The 17,817-nt window shown below is 75.0% G+C and carries 15 protein-coding genes; 3 read left to right on the plus strand and 12 right to left on the minus strand.

Going from position 1 to position 17,817, the window contains the following annotated elements; translation table 11 throughout:
* Positions 1 to 1,031, plus strand: a 1,031-nt coding sequence (locus tag CBZ_RS10485) for a sensor histidine kinase (protein ID WP_246013261.1), incomplete at its 5' end; no start/stop codon positions are given.
* Positions 1,028 to 1,675 carry a response regulator gene (locus CBZ_RS10490; protein WP_130781506.1) on the plus strand — a complete coding sequence of 216 codons (648 nt, stop codon included), beginning with the start codon at positions 1,028 to 1,030 and terminating at the stop codon, positions 1,673 to 1,675. The genes CBZ_RS10485 and CBZ_RS10490, both read left to right, overlap by 4 nt.
* 64 nt (positions 1,676 to 1,739) lie before the next feature.
* Here the strand turns inward: CBZ_RS10490 and CBZ_RS10495 are convergent, their stop codons facing one another.
* The 12 genes from CBZ_RS10495 to CBZ_RS10550 form a co-directional block, all read right to left on the minus strand.
* Positions 1,740 to 2,258, minus strand: coding sequence for a phosphoribosyltransferase (locus CBZ_RS10495; protein WP_130781507.1), 519 nt, complete (start codon positions 2,256 to 2,258; stop codon positions 1,740 to 1,742).
* Between the two features lie 72 nt (positions 2,259 to 2,330).
* A complete protein-coding gene (locus CBZ_RS10500) occupies positions 2,331 to 4,112 on the minus strand; it encodes an ABC transporter ATP-binding protein (protein ID WP_130781516.1) in 1,782 nt (593 codons plus the stop codon).
* 50 nt (positions 4,113 to 4,162) lie between these two features.
* Positions 4,163 to 6,037 carry an ABC transporter ATP-binding protein gene (locus tag CBZ_RS10505; RefSeq protein ID WP_165446728.1) on the minus strand — a complete coding sequence of 625 codons (1,875 nt, stop codon included), beginning with the start codon at positions 6,035 to 6,037 and terminating at the stop codon, positions 4,163 to 4,165.
* Positions 6,038 to 6,283: 246 nt separating this feature from the next.
* Positions 6,284 to 7,048, minus strand: coding sequence for an SDR family oxidoreductase (locus CBZ_RS10510; protein ID WP_130781508.1), 765 nt, complete (start codon positions 7,046 to 7,048; stop codon positions 6,284 to 6,286).
* A gap of 35 nt (positions 7,049 to 7,083) precedes the next feature.
* A complete protein-coding gene (locus tag CBZ_RS10515) occupies positions 7,084 to 8,421 on the minus strand; it encodes an aspartate aminotransferase family protein (RefSeq protein WP_130781509.1) in 1,338 nt (445 codons plus the stop codon).
* A gap of 119 nt (positions 8,422 to 8,540) precedes the next feature.
* The gene (locus CBZ_RS10520) at positions 8,541 to 9,707 is read right to left on the minus strand and encodes an ABC transporter substrate-binding protein (RefSeq protein WP_130781510.1); all 1,167 of its coding nucleotides are present in this window, start codon (positions 9,705 to 9,707) and stop codon (positions 8,541 to 8,543) included.
* Between the two features lie 146 nt (positions 9,708 to 9,853).
* Positions 9,854 to 10,702, minus strand: coding sequence for an ABC transporter permease (locus tag CBZ_RS10525; RefSeq protein ID WP_130781511.1), 849 nt, complete (start codon positions 10,700 to 10,702; stop codon positions 9,854 to 9,856).
* A complete protein-coding gene (locus CBZ_RS10530; RefSeq protein ID WP_246013263.1) occupies positions 10,699 to 11,601 on the minus strand; it encodes an ABC transporter ATP-binding protein in 903 nt (300 codons plus the stop codon). Before CBZ_RS10530 ends, CBZ_RS10525 begins: the two co-directional genes overlap by 4 nt.
* Positions 11,598 to 12,509, minus strand: coding sequence for an ABC transporter permease (locus CBZ_RS10535; RefSeq protein WP_246013264.1), 912 nt, complete (start codon positions 12,507 to 12,509; stop codon positions 11,598 to 11,600). The genes CBZ_RS10530 and CBZ_RS10535 overlap by 4 nt, the downstream gene beginning before the upstream one ends.
* Entirely contained in the window at positions 12,506 to 13,537 is a 1,032-nt protein-coding gene (locus CBZ_RS10540; RefSeq protein ID WP_130781512.1) for a TIGR03842 family LLM class F420-dependent oxidoreductase, read from the minus strand. Before CBZ_RS10540 ends, CBZ_RS10535 begins: the two co-directional genes overlap by 4 nt.
* A gap of 38 nt (positions 13,538 to 13,575) precedes the next feature.
* Positions 13,576 to 15,000, minus strand: coding sequence for a dihydropyrimidinase (gene hydA, locus CBZ_RS10545; RefSeq protein ID WP_130781513.1), 1,425 nt, complete (start codon positions 14,998 to 15,000; stop codon positions 13,576 to 13,578).
* 46 nt (positions 15,001 to 15,046) lie between these two features.
* Positions 15,047 to 15,895 carry a nitrilase-related carbon-nitrogen hydrolase gene (locus CBZ_RS10550; RefSeq protein ID WP_130781514.1) on the minus strand — a complete coding sequence of 283 codons (849 nt, stop codon included), beginning with the start codon at positions 15,893 to 15,895 and terminating at the stop codon, positions 15,047 to 15,049.
* Positions 15,896 to 16,154: 259 nt separating this feature from the next.
* Between CBZ_RS10550 and CBZ_RS10555 the strand changes: the two genes are divergently transcribed.
* Positions 16,155 to 17,486, plus strand: a complete 1,332-nt coding sequence (locus tag CBZ_RS10555; protein ID WP_130781515.1) for an aminotransferase class I/II-fold pyridoxal phosphate-dependent enzyme — start codon at positions 16,155 to 16,157, stop codon at positions 17,484 to 17,486.
* Positions 17,487 to 17,817 lie beyond the last annotated feature (331 nt).

Consider the following 17,817-nt stretch of genomic DNA (forward strand, 5'->3'; position numbering starts at 1 on the left):
GGGCCGCGCTGCGCGTCGGGCGGCAGCTGTCGGCCGCGGCCGACGCCGACGACCTGCTGCGCGGGCTCGCGGGCGCGCTCGGCGAGGCGCTGCGGCTGGAGTCCGTGGAGGTCCGCGGGACGGCGCCCGCGACGACCGCCACGTGGGGCGTCCCGACGTCCGCGCCCGTCGAGCGCGACCTGGAGCACGGCGGCCGGACGGTCGGCACGCTCGCGCTCACCGCACGCCCCGGCGAGCGCCTCGACGCACGGTCGTCGGACGCGCTCGACCACCTCGCGCCCGTCGTCGCCGCCGGGGTCGCCCTCGCGCAGGGCACCGCCGACCTCGTCCGCGCGCGCGACGCCGCGACCCGCGCCCGGCTCGCCGAGCGCACCCTCATCCGGCGCGAGCTGCACGACGGCATCGGGCCCTGGCTCACGGGCCTGCGGCTGGGGCTGCAGGGCGCGCGCAACACCCTGGAGCGCGACCCCGCCGCCGCGGCCGCGGTGCTCGACGCCCTGCAGGCGGAGGTCACGCAGCGGGTCGAGGACGTGCGGCTGCTGTCCCGCAGCCTGCTGCCCCCCGTGCTCGACGAGCAGGGCCTGCACGCGGCGCTCGACGACCTCGTGCGGCGGACCTCCGCGAGCGGCTTCGCCGTGACGCTCGACGTCGCGGACGACGGCACGCTCGACGGTCTCGACGCCCGGGTCGCGGCCGCGGCGTACGGGATCCTCAGCGAGGCCGTGACCAACGCGTCCCGGCACAGCGGCACCGACCGCTGCACCGTCTCGGCGGCCGTCGAGGACGGCCCGGACGGCCCGGTGCTCGTCGTGGTGTGCGACGACGAGGGCGTCGGGCTCGCCGCGGACCGGACGCCCGGTGTGGGGACCCGGTCCATGCGCGAGCGGGCGTCGGAGCTCGGCGGGCGCGTCGGGATCCTCGGCCGCGAGCCGGCGGGCACGCGCGTGCGCGCGGTCCTCCCGCTCGTCCCCGTGCTCGACGCACCGCACGGCGGGCCCGTCGGCGGGCGTCTCGACGAGGACGCCGCATGACCGTCCACGTCGTGCTCGTCGACGACCACCCGGTGTTCCGGATCGGCATGGCCGCCCTGCTCGACTCGCTGCCCGGCATCCGCGTCACCGGCCAGGCCGCGTCGGCGGCGCAGGCGCGCGACCTGCTCAGCGGGCCGGTCGAGGTCGACGTCGTCCTCATGGACCTCGACCTCGGCGACGGCTCGGGCATCGACCTGACGCGCGACGTCGTGCGCGAGCGCCCGGGGACCGCGGTGCTCGTCGTGACGATGCACGAGGACGACGACGCGGTCGTCGCGTCGGTCCGGGCGGGCGCACGGGGCTACCTGGTGAAGTCCGCCCCGCCCGACGCCGTCGAGCGCGCGGTCCGTGCCGTCGCCGCGGGCGAGATGATCCTGTCCCCCGCGGTCGCCCAGCGGGCCATGGCGTACGTGCTGGGGGGTCGCACCGCGACCCGCGTGCCGTTCCCGCAGCTCACCGACCGGGAGCGCGAGGTCCTCGACCTCGTCGCCGCCGGGCACGACAACGCGGTGATCTCCCGGCGGCTGTCGCTCAGCCCGAAGACGGTCCGCAACCACGTGGCGAACGTGCTCACGAAGCTCGCGCTTCCCGACCGGTCCGCGGCGATCGTGCGGGCGCGGGAGGAAGGGCTCGGGGGCGGCTGAGGTCGCGCCCTGCCTCCCGTTGTCGCACGCCCGCGGCCGGGCGACGGCGGGACGAGTGGCGGCGTCAGGCCTCGGGCGTCCGCTCGACCGGCGGCTGCGCCGACCACGGGAACGTGATCCACCGGTCGGTGCGCTTCCAGACGTAGTCCGGGTCGACGACCGAGCGCGGCTTGGCGTAGAGGACGGCCGTGCGCGCCTCGGCGCAGTGCGCCGCGACGAGCTTCTGGACGAGCGCGAGCGTCTCGCCGGTGTCCGCGACGTCGTCGACGACCAGCGCGTGCAGGCCGTGCAGCGCCGCGGTGTCGAGCAGGGGCGGGAGCAGCTGCGGCTCGTCGAGCCGCTCGTCGACCCCGGTGTAGAACTCGACGTTGAGCGTGCCGACGGACTTGGTGCCGAGCGCGTACGCGACCGCGCCGCCCGGCGGCAGCCCGCCGCGGGCGACCGCGACGACCAGGTCGGGGGTGAAGCCGGAGTCGACGACGGCCTGCGCGATCTCGCGCGCGGCGACGCCGAACGTCTCCCAGTCGAGGATCTCGCGGTCCGCGGGGACCTCCTGGCCGGGGGCCGTCTCGGTGATCGCCATGCCGTCAGGGTAGGTGGCGGTCGCCGCGGCGGCGCTGCCACAGGTCCCGGGTGAGGTCCGCTCGCGTACGCGTCAGGCCCGGTCGAGCGAGCGCTGCCAGTCGGCGTGCAGCGCGGCGAACCGGCCGCCCGCGGCCACGAGGTCGGCCGGGGAGCCGTCCTCGACGACCCGCCCCGCGTCGACGACGAGGACGCGGTCCGCGCCCATGACGGTCGACAGGCGGTGCGCGATGACGACGGCCGTGCGGTCCGCGAGCAGCGTGCGCAGGCCCTCCTGCACCTGGACCTCGCCGGGGACGTCGAGCGAGCTCGTCGCCTCGTCGAGGATGAGCAGCGCGGGGTCGGCGAGGAACGCGCGCGCGAACGACACGAGCTGGCGCTGGCCCGCCGACAGGCGCACGCCGCGCTTGTCGACCTCGGTGTCGTAGCCGTCGGGCAGCGACAGGACGAGGTCGTGCACGCCCACGGCGCGCGCGGCCGCCTCGACCTCGCCGCGGGTCGCACCGGGTCGGCCCAGCGCGATGTTCGCGGCGACCGAACCGGAGAACAGGTACGCCTCCTGCGTGACCATGACGACCGCGCGGCGCAGGTCGACCGGGTCGACGTCGCGCACGTCGACCCCGTCGATCGTCACCCGCCCCGCCCGCACGTCGTAGAAGCGTGCGAGCAGCTTCGCGACGGTCGACTTGCCCGCCCCGGTCGCACCCACGAGCGCGACGGACTGCCCCGCGGGGACGTGCAGGTCGAGCCGGTGCAGGACCGTCGGACCGTCGCCGTACCCGAACTCGACCCCGTCGAACCGCACGTCGGCGCGCGCGTCGGGCAGCCGCACGGGACGGACCGGGTCCGGGACGGTCGGCTCCTCGGCGAGCAGTGCGGCGACTTTCTCCAGCGCCGCGGTCGCCGACTGGAACGAGTTGTAGAACATGCCGATCTGCGCGAGCGGGTTGAAGAACCGGCGCGCGTACAGCACCGCCGCCGCGAGCACGCCGACCGCGAGGTCGCCGTCGAGCGCGCGCAGGCCGCCGACCAGCAGCACCGCCGCGACCGTGACGTTGCCGATGAGCACGAGGCCCGAGTCGAGCACGCCGTTGATCCGGATCGAGCCCGCGTTGGTCTCCCGGTACTCCTCCGCGAGCGCGTCGTACGCGGCCTGGACGCGCGGCTCGCGGCGGAACGCCTGCACCGCGCGGATGCCGGTCATCGTCTCGACGAACCGCACGATGACGCGCGCGGCCGCCGTCCGGTTGAGGCGGTACTGCGCCTGCGAGCGCCGCTGGAACCAGCGCGTGAGGACGACGCCGGGGACGACCGCGACGAGCAGGACGAGCCCGCTGCGCCAGTCGAGCACCGCGAGCGAGGCGGCCGTGAGCACCATCGCGAGGACGCCCGACGCGAGCGTCGTGACGCCACCGTCGAGCAGCTCGCGCAGCGCGTCGACGTCGGACGTCTGCCGGCTGATGATCCGGCCCGACGTGTACCGCTCGTGGAACTCGAGGCTGAGGCGCTGCGTGTGCCGGAACACGCGCCGGCGCAGGTCGAGCAGGATCGCCTGGGCCACGCGGGCGGACGCCCGGACGGTCGCGGCGACGAGCGCGCCGCCCAGCACCGCGACGACGAGGTAGGTCCCCGCGACCACCGCGAGCGGCCCCGGGTCGCCGTCGGCGAGCGCGGGCAGGGCGTGGTCGATGCCGTACGCGACGAGCGCCGGGCCGGACACGGCCGCGACCTGCGAGCCGACGACGAGCGCGACGGTCGCCCACGCGGGCCGCGCGACGGGCCGCAGCAGCGAGCGCAGCAGCGCGAACGACCGGCGCCGGACGTCCCGCGAGGACACGCCGGTGCCCGGCGGCACGTCGGGGTCGCGCGAGGCCCCGACCGCCGGCGCGCCGTGCGGACCCGCGCTCACCGGGGCACCTTCGTCCCGTGCAGGGCGTCGTCGAGCCGGTGGTCCTCGACCTGCATCGCGGTGAGGACGAACCGGTAGTGCGGGTGGTGCGCGAGCAGGTCCGAGTGCGTGCCGACCCCGGTGATGCGGCCGTCCTCGAGCACCGCGACCCGGTCCGCGAGCGCGACGGTCGACGGGCGGTGCGCGACGACGAGGGTCGTCGTGCCCGTCAGGACGCGACGCAGGCGCGCGGTCACCGCCGCCTCGGTCGTCACGTCGAGCGCGGACAGCGGGTCGTCGAGCAGCAGCACGCGGGGCCGCACGGCGATCGCCCTGGCCAGCGCGACACGCTGCCGCTGCCCGCCGGACAAGCTCAGCCCCTCCTCCCCGATGACGGTGTCGACGCCCTGCGGCAGGTCGTGCACGAACCCCGCCTGCGCGACGTCCAGCGCCTGCGCCAGCAGGTCGTCGGCCGCGTCGCCGTCGGTGTCCCCGTCGACGCCGAGCAGCACGTTCTCGCGGACGCTCGCCGAGAACAGGATCGGGTCCTCGAACGCGATCGCCACGGCGCGGCGCAGGTCGGCGCGCGTGAGGTCCCGCACGTCCACGCCGTCGACCCGGACCGCACCGGCGGTGACGTCGTAGAGGCGCGGGACGAGCTGCAGCAGGGTCGTCTTGCCGCTGCCCGTGAGGCCGACGAGCGCGACGGTCTCGCCCGGCTCGACGACGAGGTCGACGCCCGCGAGGACGTCGGGACCGTCCGTGGCCCCGACCGCGGCAGCGCCCCGGCCGGGGTGGCCGAACCGCACGCCGTCGAGCTCCAGCCGCGCGCCGCGCGGTCCGGGCGGCGGCAGCGGCCGCGGCACAGGCGGGTCGCTCACCGTCGAGACCGTGTCCATGACCTGCAGGTACCGGTCGGTCGCGGCGCGCGCGTCGAGCGTCATCGCCAGCAGCATCCCGAGCCGCTCGACCGGACCGTTGACGACCGCCGCGGTCGCGAAGAAGGCGACGAGCGCGCCGACGGACAGCTCGCCGCGCGCCGCGAGCGTCACGCCGACCGCGAGCGCGACCGCGAGCACCGCCTCCGGCAGCGCGCCGAGCGCGAACGACACGCGGGACAGCGTCCGGGCCTTGTCGATCTCCGTCTCGCGCAGCTCGTCGGCCTGCCGGACGAAGTCGTCGAGCGCGTCGTCGCCGCGGCCGAACGCCTTGAGCACCCGAATGCCGTGCACGGACTCCTCGACGGTCGTCGCGAGGTCCCCGGCCTGGTCACGGGCGCGGCGCGCGACGTCCTTGTAGCCGGTGCGGAACCGGAAGCTCAGCCACACCATCGGCACCGCGCCGACCAGGTACACCAGCCCGAGCTGCCAGGCGGTCGCGAGCATGAGGCCCGTGCCGACGACGACCGTCGTGGCGCTGACGACGAGCATGACGAGGCCGAACACCATCCAGCGGCGGATCGTGCCGAGGTCGGACATGGCGCGCGACAGCAGCTGCCCGCCGGACCAGCGGTCGTGGAACGCGACAGGCAGGTCGAGCAGGTGGCGGAACAGGGACGTGCGCATCTCCCGCTCGACGCCCGTGCCGGGCGTGAGGATGAGCGCCCGCCGGCACCACACGAGGACGGCCTCGACGACGCCCACCACCAGGACGACGAGAGCGCCGAGGACGACCCCGCGCCGCGAGCCGTCGGTGAGCAGCGGCCCGTTGATGAGGACGCGCAGGACCTGCGGCATCGCGAGCGCCAGCAGGCTCGCGCCGAGCGCGGTGCAGCCGCCGAGCACGACGCGCGGGACGGCGGGGCGCGCCCAGGTGAGCAGGCGGGACAGGACGCGGACGGTGGAGGCCGGTCGGGCGACGGTGGTGGGCGCGACCGGTGGAGCGGGGGGCACCCGTCCACCCTACGAACGCGCCCCGACGGTCGCCCGGGGCAGCGGAGCGGTCCTGCATGCCGAGACACCCGCGACCCCCGGGGAGGGAGTCACGGCCGACGGCGGCGGCATCCGGCAGCCGGCGGCGAGGTCGCTGGTCGCCGTCGAGTTCGCTGGCTGTGACCGGCGACCTCGACCGCGAGCGGCGAACTCGGCTTCGCTCGGCGACCCGGCGCGACGGCGCGCGGGCTCTGGCCCCGCCCTGCGTCAGACGCCCGTGCGGGCCGTCTTCGTGTTGTGCGCCTGGGCGCGCGGCCGGACGACCAGGAGGTCGACGTTGACGTGCGGCGGGCGGGTCAGCGCCCACGTGATGGCGTCGGCGATGTCGTCCGCGACGAGCGGCAGGTACCCCTCGTAGACCGCGGCGGCCCGCTCGGCGTCGCCGTCGAACCGGACCAGCGAGAACTCCTCGGTCGCGACGGCTCCGGGCGCGATCTCGACGACTCGGATCGGCTCGCCGACGATCTCCCAGCGCAGCGTCGTGGCGAGCATCCGCTCGGCGTGCTTGGCGCCCGTGTACCCGGCCCCGCCCTCGTAGGCGCCGTGCGCGGCGGTCGAGGTGACGACCACGACGTCACCCTCGCCGCGCTCGCGCAGCAGCGGCAGGAACGCCTTGGTGACGCGCAGCGTGCCGAGCACGTTGAGGTCGTACATCCCGCGCCACTGCTCGAGGTCGGCGGTCTCGACGGGGTCGAGGCCGAGGGCCCCACCGGCGTTGTTGACGAGCGCGTCGACGCCGCCGGTCGCGGCGACGTGCGCGGCGAGCCGGGCCACGTCGTCGTCGGAGGTGACGTCGGCGACGAACGTCTCGGCCCCCGTCTCGGCGGCGAGCGCGTCGAGGCGGTCGGCTCGGCGCGCGGTCGCGACGACGTCCCAGCCCTCGGCGCGCAGGCGGCGGACGGTGGCGGCGCCGATGCCCGACGAGGCGCCGGTGACGACGGCGCGGCGAGGACGGGCGGGCGTGGTGCTCATGGGTTCTCCCTGGTGGTGCGGGTGGCCGTCGCGCATCACAGCACGTCGGCGGCGACGGCGTCGAGCACGTCGCCGAGGATCTCGAGACCGGTCGCGGCCTCGGCGGGCGTGACGACGCAGGGCGGCACGACGTGCACCCGGTTGTCGGCGGTGAAGGGCAGCAGCCCGCGCGCGAGCGCACCTGCCTTGATGCGGCCCATGGTGGCGGCGTCGACGGGCTCGCGCGTCGCCCGGTCGCGGACGAGCTCGACGGCCCAGAAGACGCCGAGGCCGCGCACGTCGCCGACGAGCGGGTTCCGGGCGGCGAGCGCGGCGAGCCCGGGTCCGAGGACGTCGCGACCGACCGCGGCGGCGTTCTCGACGACGCCCTCGTCGGCCATCGCGTCGAGGGTCGCGACGATCGCGGCCATCGCCAGCGGGTGCCCGGAGTAGGTGAGGCCGCCCGGGAACACGCGGACGTCGAACGTGCGGGCGACGGTCTCGCTCATCATCACGCCGCCCGCGGGCACGTACCCGGAGTTCACGCCCTTCGCGAAGGTCACGAGGTCCGGGACGACGTCGTGCGCGTCGAGCGCGAGCCAGTGTCCGGTGCGCCCGAAGCCCGCCATGACCTCGTCGAGGATGAGCAGGATCCCGTACCGGTCGGCGATCTCCCGGACGCCGCGCAGGTACCCGGGCGGTGGGACGAGGACGCCCGCGGTGCCCGGGATCGTCTCGAGCAGGATGGCCGCGACCGACGCGGGCCCCTCGGACTGCACGACCCGCTCGAGGTGGTGCAGGGCGCGCTCGGCCTCCTGCTCGGGGCTCGTCGACCAGAACTCGGAGCGGTACGCGTAGGGGCCGAAGACGTGCACGTGGCCGCGCGCGTACTCGTTGGGCACGCGCCGCCAGTCGCCCGTCGCGACGACGGCCGCGCCGGTGTTGCCGTGGTACGAGCGGTAGTGCGAGACGACCTTGTCGCGGCCGGTGTGCAGGCGCGCCATCCGGATCGCGTTCTCGTTGGCGTCGGCGCCGCCGTTGGTGAAGAACACCTTGCTGAAGCCCGCCGGGGCGTGCGCGAGGACCCGCTCGGCGGCCTCGCCGCGGACCAGGGCCGCGGTGGACGGCGCGACCGTCGCGAGCCGCCCGGCCTGCTCCTGGATGGCCGCGACGACGCGCGGGTGCTGGTGCCCGACGTTCGTGTTGACGAGCTGGCTGGAGAAGTCGAGGTACCGGCGCCCGGCGTGGTCCCACACGTGCACGCCGCTGCCGCCCGCGAGGACGAGCGGGTCGAGCCCGCCCTGCGCGGACCAGGAGTGGAACACGTGCGCACGGTCGAGCCGGCGTGCGGCGTCGTCGTCCGGGTGGGTGGTGGTGCTGGTCGGGTCGGTCACGTCTCCCCCTCGTTCGGGCCGTTCGTCGTCGCTGGTCGGGGCTCCGGTCGCAGTGCCAGGGACCCCGTGGACGGCGCGGGCGGCGCGCCCCCTCTGGCCGCCGCCCGCACCGGTCCCGGTCAGGCGCCGCCCGGCTCCAGCGTGACCTCCAGCGGGGCGAAGTCGGCGCCGTCGACGTCGACGCCCTCCTCGCGGAGCTGCGCGAGCGCCTCCTCGACGTACTCGTTGGTGTACGCGTCGTCGCTCGGCTCGGCCGTGATGACGGTCGCGCCCTGGTCGTTGCGGGTGTTGAGGGCCACGTCGACGGTCTGCGACCACAGGCGCTCGTCGATGATGCCGATCCCGCCGGCCGACGGCCAGATCAGCCGGTTGACCTCGTTGACCTGCCACAGCTGGTGGCTCGCGCCGAGCTGCGAGCCCGCCGCCACGACGACGTCACGCGCCGCCTCCGGGTTGTCCCGCACGTAGATCCAGCCCTTGAGGCTGGCCTTGAGGAACTTCACGGTCGTCTCGGCGTACTCCTCGTCGTCCGCGAGGCGCTCGGTGTTCGCCCAGATCGCGTCCTGGAGCATCGCGGTGCCCTCGTCGTTCCAGTCGACGACGTTGAAGTCCTGCGGCGTGTACAGCTCGCCGGTCTCGGGGTTCTCGGCCTCCAGGACCTGCGCGTACTCGTTGTACGTCATCGCCTGGGCGGCGTCGATCTCGCCCGACAGCAGGGCGTTCATGTCGAACTGCTGCTGCACGAGCGTGACGTCGGTCGCGGGGTCGAGGCCCGCCTTCGACATGCCGGCGAACAGCTCGAACTCGTTCCCGAAGCCCCAGTTGCCGACCTTCTTGCCGGCGAGGTCCGCGGCGGACGTGATGCCCTTGTCCTTGAACGACACCTGGAGCGTGCCCGAGCGCTGGAAGATCTGCGCGACGTCGGTGATCCCGGCGCCCTGCTCGCGCGACGCCAGCGCCTTGGGCACCCACGCGATCGCGTAGTCGACGGACCCGTCGGCGAGGACGGACTGCGGCACGATGTCGACGCCGCCCTCGACGATCTCGACGTCGAGCCCCTCGTCCTCGTAGTAGCCCTGGTCGACGGCCGCGAAGTAGCCGGCGAACTGGGCCTGCGTGAACCACTGGAGCTGGAGCTTGACGGGCGTGAGGGCGCCGGCCGAGGCGCTGGCCTCGGGCTCGTCGCCCTCCTGCCCACCGCTGCCGCTGCTGCACGCGGACAGCGCGAGCGCGGTGGCGACGCCGACGACGGTCGCGGTCCACGCGGAACGCCTGGTGAGTCTCATCTCGGTTCCTCCTGGGGTCAGCACTGCCGGGGGTACTGCGCCGGGTGCCGCGCGAGGGGCGCGGACCCTGCGGTCGCGATCGCGGGGGCGGGTCGCGGTCGGCCGCACCTGGCGTCGTCGGCAGGCGGGACGGGTGGGGGGCCGGGTCACGTCACGTCGGGGACCGTCCCGTGGCGGCGCGCGACGACGCGCTCGACAGCGGCCGTCGCGAGGTAGAAGACGAGGCCGAGGACGATCGCGCCGAGCACGAACGCCCACGCCCGCGCGTAGGCGCTGTTGGCGGCGGCGGACGTGATCCGCGAGCCGAGCCCGTTCTGCAGACCGCCGAAGTACTCGGCGACGACGGCCGCGATGACGCCCGTCGACGACGCGATCCGCAGCCCGGTGAACAGGTAGGGCAGCGCGCCGGGGATCGTCACGGTCCGGGTCGTCTGGGCGCCCGTGGCGGCGTAGGCGCGCATGAGGTCGCGGTGCACGGGCTGGACCTGGCGCAGCCCGCGCAGCGTGGTGACGAACACGGGCGCGAACACGACGACCGCGACGACGAGCCGCCGGGGCGTGGTCGACGTCGTGCCGAACAGCGTGTTGAGCGCGGGCGCGAGCGCGACGATGGGCATGACCGACACCGCGGCGGCCGTCGGTGACAGCAGGCCGTCGACCATCCGGCTGCGGGCCGCGACGACGGCCGCGAGCACCGCGGTCGCGGCCCCGACGAGCAGCCCGACGAGCACGTTCGCGCCCGTCGCGAGCGCGGCCGACCAGACGAGGGGCACGACCTCGCGAAGCTGCTCGGCGATCGCCGTCGGGCTGGGCAGCAGGTACGGCGGCAGGTCCGCGCCGACGACGAGGGCCTGCCACGCGACCAGGACCGCGACGCCGAGCAGGACGGGCGCGAGCAGGCGCCCGAGCCGGGCGAGGCTCGCACGACGCCGCGGCGCGGTCCCCGCGGTGACGGCCGTGCCCGCAGCGCCGGCAGTGCCGGACGTGGCGCTCACCGGACGTCCACCCCGCGCGCCGTGGCGGGCGTGCCGCCGTGCAGCGCCTCGCGGACGGCGGTGACGGCGGCGAAGAACGCCGCGTCCTCGCGCAGGTCGTCGGTCCGCTCGGCAGTCCGCGCCAGGTCGACGGGCACGACCTGCGTGATGCGCCCGGGCCGCGGCGACATGACGACGACCCGTTGCGACAGGAACACGGCCTCGGGGATGGAGTGCGTGACGAACACGACGGCCGCTCCCGTCTCGGCGCACAGGCGCACGAGCTCGGTCTGCATGCGCTCGCGCGTCATCTCGTCGAGCGCGCCGAACGGCTCGTCCATGAGCAGCAGGCTCGGGCGCTCGGCGAGCGACCGGGCGATGGCGACGCGCTGCTGCATGCCGCCCGACAGCTGGTGCGGGAAGTGCCGCGCGAAATCGGTGAGCCCGACCAGGGCGAGCAGGTCCGCGGCCCGGGCGGCCCGCTCGCGCCGCCCGACGCCGTGCAGCTCGAGGGGCAGCTCGACGTTCGCGGCGACGGTCCGCCACGGCAGGAGCCCGGCCTGCTGGAACGCGATGCCGTAGTCCTGCGCCTCGCGGGCGACCCGCGGCGAGCGGCCGAAGACCTCGATCTCGCCCGACGACGGCTCGTCGAGGTCGGCGACGAGCCGCAGCAGCGTCGACTTGCCGCAGCCCGACGGCCCGATGAGGGAGACGAACTCACCCGCGGCGATGCGCAGGTGGACGTCGTCGAGCGCGGTGACGGTGCCGGCCTTGGTCGTGAAGACCTTGGAGACCCCGCGGACGTCGACCGCGGTCGCGGGACCCGCAGGCCCGTCGGGCACGGCGGTCACGGTGCTCGCGGGGACAGCGACCGGTGCGGGCGCGTCCTGCTCGTCGAGGGCGGTGCGTGCGTCGCTCATGAGACCTCCGCGTGGCGGTAGCGGCCCAGGCCGAGCCCGAGCAGGGTGACGAGTCCGGCGGCGACGAGGCCGAGGACGGCGGCGGCGAGGATCGCGGCCCACGGCTTGGCGGGGTCGCCGCTCGCGGCCTGGGCGTAGGCGATGACGAGCCGCCCGACACCGCCGCGGGTGCCGGTGGACACCTCGGCGACGATCGCGCCGACGACGGCCGTGGCCGCGGCGAGCCGCAGGGCGGGCAGCAGGTAGGGCACGGACGCGGGCAGCCGCAGCGACACCAGCGTCCGGCCCCAGGACGCGGCCTGGGCGCGGAACAGCTCGACCTGCGCGGTCGTCGGCGACTGCAGGCCCTTGAGCATCCCGACCGCGACGGGGAAGAACGCGAGGTAGGACGCGATGAGCGCGACCGACATCCACTTCTGCCACGCGAACGCGCCGATCTCGATGCGCCCGCCCCACCCGACGACGAGCGGCGCGAGGGCGACGAGCGGGACGGTCTGGCTGAGCACGACCCAGGGCAGCAGCGCGGACTCGGCGACCCGCCAGCGCGCCATGAGCACGGCGGCCAGTCCCCCGCCGACGACGCCGAGCACCCATCCGGCGGCGGCGACACGCAGCGTGAACCAGCCGGCCTGGAGCATCGCGCCGAGGACGGTGGGCGCGCCCGCCGCGGACGTCTCGGGCTGGCCGAGCCGGGTGACGACGTCCCACACGTGGGGCATCGCGACGTCGTCGGTGCGGGGCAGCACGCTCGCCTCGCCGACGTGCCAGCCGGTGTCGGGGACGACGGCCTTGACGACCTCCCAGAGGACGACGAGCAGGACCACGGCGGCGGCGGCCCAGCCCGCGGACCGGGCGGCGCGTCGTGCGGACGACCGCACCGCACCCGCAGGGGCCGGGGCGCTGCTCACGCGGTCGCCACCACGTGCTCGGCGAGCGCCGGGATGACCCGCTCGCCGTACAGCCGCATCGTCTCCTCCTTGTTGTCGTGCTGGAGGTAGGCGGCGAACTGGGTGACGCCAAGGTCGCGCAGCGCCTCGAGCTTCTGCACGTGCTCGCGCGGGCTGCCCAGCAGGCAGAACCGCTCGACGATCTCGTCGGGCACGAACGTCGTGTGCGAGTTCCCGGCGCGGCCGTGCTCGTTGTAGTCGTAGCCCTCGCGGCCCTTGATGTAGTCGGTGAGGGCCTTCGGCACGCTGCTGTCGCCGCCGTACCGGGCGACGATGTCGGCGACGTGGTTGCCGACCATGCCGCCGAACCACCGGCACTGCTCGCGCATGTGCGCGCGGGCCGCCGGGGAGTCGCCGTCGCCGACGTACGCGGGGGCGGCGACGCAGAACTGGATGGCGTCGGGGTCGCGCCCGGCGGCCTCGGCGGCGTCGCGCACGACCTTGATGGTCCACGCGGCGATGTCGGGGTCGGCGAGCTGCAGGATGAACCCGTCGCCGACCTCGCCGGTGAGCTTGAGCGCGAGCGGCCCGTACGCGGCGACCCACACGTCGAGCGCGGACCCCTTGGCCCACGGGAACCGCACGGTGCGGCCGTTGTGCTCGACCGCACGGTCGTTCGCGAGCTCGCGGATCACGTGGATCGACTCGCGCAGCGTCGCCAGGTTCGACGGCCGCCCGTTGAGCGTGCGGACCGCGGAGTCGCCGCGGCCGATGCCGCACACGGTCCGGTTGCCGTACATCTCGTTGAGCGTCGCGAACAGGGACGCCGTGACGGTCCAGTCGCGCGTCGCGGGGTTCGTCACCATGGGGCCGACGACGACCTTGCGCGTCGCGGCGAGGATCGCCGAGTAGATGACGAACGGCTCCTGCCACAGCAGGTGCGAGTCGAACGTCCACACGTAGTCGAAGCCGTGCGTCTCGGCCTGGCGGGCCAGGTCGACGGTCCGCGAGGCGGGCGGGTTGGTCTGCAGGACGACACCGAAGTCCACGGCGTGGCTCCTCTCGTGGGGGGCGGCGGGGCGGGCGGTCAGACGAGGTACTGCGACAGGCCCCGCTTGACGAACTGCCCGTGCCCGGGGCGGCCGTGGTAGCCGGCGTCGTCGACGAGGACCTCGCCGCGGGACAGCACGACGTCCACGTGCCCGTCGACCTCGAACCCCTCCCACGCGGAGTGGTCCATGTTCATGTGGTGCGTCCGGCCCTCCCCGACGCCGATCGACGTGTGGCCGGCGGGGTCGTAGACCACGACGTCGGCGTCGGCCCCGGGCGCGATGACGCCCTTGCGGCCGTACAGCCCGAACATCCGCGCGGGGGTCGTCGAGGTGAGCTCGACCCAGCGCTCGAGCGTGATCTGCCCGGTCACGACGCCCTGGTACATGAGGTCGAGACGGTGCTCGACGGACCCGATGCCGTTGGGGATGGCCCGGAAGTCGCCGACGCCGAGCTCCTTCTGGCCCTTCATGCAGAACGGGCAGTGGTCGGTCGAGACCATCTGCAGGTCGTTGGTGCGCAGCGCCTGCCACATGTGGTCCTGGTGCCCCTCGGCCCGCGACCGCAGGGGCGTCGAGCACACCCACTTCGCGCCCTCGAACCCGGGTGCCCCGAGCTGCTCCTCGAGCGACAGGTAGAGGTACTGCGGGCAGGTCTCGCCGAACACGTTCTTGCCGTTGTCGCGGGCCCACGCGAGCTGCTGGACGGCCTGCTTGGCGGAGACGTGCACGACGTACAGGGGTGCGTTCGTGACGTCGGCCAGCATGATCGCGCGGTGCGTGGCCTCCTCCTCGAGCTGCCAGGCGCGGGCGATCCCGTGGAAGTACGGGTCGGTCTTGCCCTGCGCGACGAGCTGCGCGGCGAGGACGTCGATCGCGGGCCCGTTCTCGGCGTGCATCATCGTGAGCAGCCCGAGGTCGGCGGCCTTCTGCATGGCCCGCAGGATCTGCGCGTCGTCCGCGTAGAACACGCCGGGGTACGCCATGAACAGCTTGTAGCTGGTGACGCCCTCGGCGACGAGACCCTCCATGGCCTGCAGCGCGTCCTCGTCGACCCCGCCGACGATCTGGTGGAACGCGTAGTCGACCGCGCACTGCCCGGCCGCCTTTTCGTGCCACGCGGCCAGCCCGTCCATGACGCGCTCCCCCGTGCGCTGCACCGCGAAGTCGATGATCGTCGTCGTGCCGCCCCACGCCGCGGCGCGCGTGCCCGTCTCGAACGTGTCGGACGCCGCGGTGCCGCCGAACGGCAGCTCCATGTGCGTGTGGGCGTCGATTCCGCCGGGGATCACGTACTTCCCGGTGGCGTCGACGACCCGGTCGACGTGCCCGGCCAGGTCGAAGCCGAGCAGCGTGGAGCCGGGCGCGAGCACCGCGGCGATGGTCTCGCCGTCGACGAGCACGTCGGCGGGGGTGCGGCCCGTCGCGCTGACGACGGTGCCGCCGGTGATGAGGGTCTTCACGGGGACGTCCTTCCGCTGGGGGTGGTCGGCCGGGGCTCGCCGCCGGTCAGGGCGCGACGATGGGGCCGTAGGCGTCCGGCCGGCGGTCGCGGAAGAACTGCCAGCGCTCGCGGACCTGGCGGATCTGGTCGAGGTCGAGGTCCCGGACCAGCAGCTGGTTCTCGGTGGTCGACCCGACCTCGCCGACGTAGTTCCCGTCGGGGCCCACCGCGTAGGACGAGCCGTAGAACGCGACGGCCTCGTCGCCGTACTCGTTGTCCTCGCGGCCGACCCGGTTGTTCGCGACGACGAAGTAGCCGTTGGCGACGGCGGCGGCGGGCTGCTCGATCTCCCAGAGCTTGTTGGAGATGCCGGGCGCGGTGGCGTTCGGGTTGAACACGATCTCGGCGCCGTTCAGCGCGAGCACCCGCCAGCCCTCGGGGAAGTGCCGGTCGTAGCAGATGTTGACGCCGATCTTCCCGACCGCGGTCTCGAACACCGGGTAGCCGAGGTTGCCGGGCCGGAAGTAGAACTTCTCCCAGAACTTCGGCAGGTGCGGGATGTGGTGCTTGCGGTACTTGCCGAGGTAGGTGCCGTCGGCGTCGATCACGGCGGCCGTGTTGTAGAGGACGCCGGGCTGCGCCTCCTCGTACACCGGCAGCACGATGACCATGCCGAGCTCGGCGGCGAGCGCCGCGAACCGCTCGGTCGTCGGGCCGGGCACCGACTCGGCGTAGTCGTAGTAGGCGGTGTCCTGCGTGATGCCGAAGTACGGCCCGTAGAACAGCTCCTGGAAGCAGATGACCTGGGCTCCGGCCGACGCGGCCTCGCGCGTCCAGGCCTCGTGGAGCGCGATCATCGACTCCTTGTCCCCGGTCCAGGTGGCCTGGGTGAATGCGACGCGCACGACGGTCATGGGGTGTCCTCCGGGTCCTCGGTCGGCCGTGGACGGCGCCCGGCCCGGGCGGAGGTGGTGCGTCGTGCGACGGCTCCCGCCTCCCGGGTCGGGCCCCGTCGCCTGAATGTGACTCTCGGCGTTGAACATTTCTGCGGGGTTACCCCTCGTTTCCGCCGCGCGAACAACGGGGCCCCTCGTGTAAACACCTCCGCCACCGTCCGGTTCGTCCGTCCGGACCGGGCCGGAGCACCCGCGCGGCACCGGCATGCTGACCGCCATGGACCTCGCCTCCCACGTCGACGACCGGTCGCCGCGCGGCATCGCCGCCGCCGTCGCCCGCCTCGTGCACGGCGGCGACCTGCTCCCGGGCGACCGCCTGCCGACCGTCCGCGCGCTCGCCGTCGACCTGGGCGTGAGCCCCGCGACCGTGAGCGGCGCGTTCCAGGCGCTCGCGACCGTCGGGCTCGTCGCGTCGCGCGGGCGCGCCGGCACGTACGTCCTGCCCCCACCCGCCGCGTGGCTCCCGCCGCGCTACCGCGACCTCGCCGAAGGCGCACCCGCCCGGCTCGACCTGTCGACCGGCACCCCCGACCCGGACCTGCTGCCGGCGCTCGGCCCCGCGCTCGCCCGCGTCGCGGCCCGCACGCCCGCGGCCGAGGCCGGCACGTACCTGTCGACGCCGGTCGTCCCCGAGCTCGAGTCGCTGCTGCGCGAGTCGTGGCCGTTCGTGCCGCAACGTCTCACCGTCGTCGACGGCGCGGTCGACGCCATCAGCCGCACGCTGGAGCAGGTCGCGTCGTTCGGCGACCGTGTCGCCGTCGAGGACCCCGGCTTCCCGCCGCTGTTCGACCTGCTCGACCAGCTCGGCCTGCAGCGCGTCCCGTGCGCGCTCGACCGCAACGGCATGCGGCCCGACGCGCTCGACTCCGCACTGGCCGCGGGTGCGACCGTCGTCGTCCTGCAGCCGCGCGCGCAGAACCCCACCGGGGTCGGGCTCACCCCGACGCGGGCACGCGAGCTCGCGGCCGTCGTCCGCCGGCACGGCTCCCCCGTGACCGTCGTCGAGGACGACCACTGCGGCCAGATCTCCTCGGCGCGCGACGTGTCCCTCGGCACGTGGCTGCCCGACGCGACCGTGCACGTCCGCTCGTACTCCAAGTCCCACGGCCCGGACCTGCGGCTCGCGGCCGTCGGCGGTCCGGCGCGCGTGCTCGACGCGCTCGTCGCGCGCCGCATGCTCGGCCCCGGCTGGACGAGCCGACTGCTGCAGCACGTCCTCGTCGACCTGCTCACCGACCCCGCCGCCGTCGAGGCCGTCGCGCACGCCCGCCGCGTGTACTTCGCCCGCCGCCGGGCGCTCGCCACCGCGCTCGCGCTGTTCGACGTGCACGTCGACGGCGGCGACGGCATCAACCTGTGGCTGCCCGTGCACGACGAGCGGACCGCACTGCTGCGCCTCGAGGCCGCGGGCATCCGCGCCGCACCGGGCACCCCGTTCGCGGCCAACCGCGACGATGCCACGGGTGGGCACCTGCGCGTCACGGTCGGCCTGCTGGCCGCCGACGTCGCCGAGGTCGCACAGGCGCTCGCGCTCGCCGCACGCCCCTGACCAGCGCACCCGTCGGCCGCTCGGCGCGCGGCCCGCGGCAGCCGTCGACCGTCCGCACTTGCGGCGGGCGGCCCGTCGCGGCCTAGGCTGTGCTCCGGAACCCGACCTGTCGTTGGCCGGGTCGCGCCGCCCGGCACTCGGCGGCCCTCCGGGGTGCGACGTGCACCCGCCCCGTCGTGCGCGCCGCCGCGCACCCCCGCCCGCGCAGGGGTCGTGGCCCGTGCGCACCCAGCCCCGGAGTGTCGATGCCCCACCGTGCCGTCCCGTCCGCGTCCCCGTCCGCCGACGCGCCCGCCGCCCTGCCGACCGCCCCGCGCGCCCGCCTGCGCGC

It is taken from the genome of Cellulomonas biazotea (assembly GCF_004306155.1).
Classification (GTDB): Bacteria; Actinomycetota; Actinomycetes; order Actinomycetales; family Cellulomonadaceae; genus Cellulomonas; species Cellulomonas biazotea.